Source organism: Helicobacter pylori (assembly GCF_001998165.1).
Lineage (GTDB): Bacteria > Campylobacterota > Campylobacteria > Campylobacterales > Helicobacteraceae > Helicobacter > Helicobacter pylori_DL.
Genome location: NZ_MTWR01000171.1, coordinates 1 through 218, shown reverse-complemented (window position 1 = coordinate 218; position 218 = coordinate 1). Strand labels below are relative to the sequence as shown.

At 45.9% G+C, this 218-nt stretch carries 1 pseudogene; it reads left to right on the top strand.

The window, feature by feature from the left end:
* A pseudogene (locus BZK24_RS08730) lies at nt 1-218 on the top strand (M17 family metallopeptidase); the annotation flags it as partial.

The window sequence follows — 218 nt, the reverse complement described above, 5'->3', positions numbered from 1 at the left end:
TAGCGGTCAATAAAGCCTCTCTCGCTGTCAATCCCCCCCGCTTGATCCATTTAGTCTATAAGCCTAAAAAAGCGAAGAAAAAAATCGCTTTAGTGGGCAAGGGCTTGACTTATGATTGCGGAGGTTTGAGCTTGAAACCGGCCGATTACATGGTTACCATGAAAGCGGATAAAGGCGGTGGCTCTGCGGTGATTGGGCTTTTAAATGCATTAGCTAAA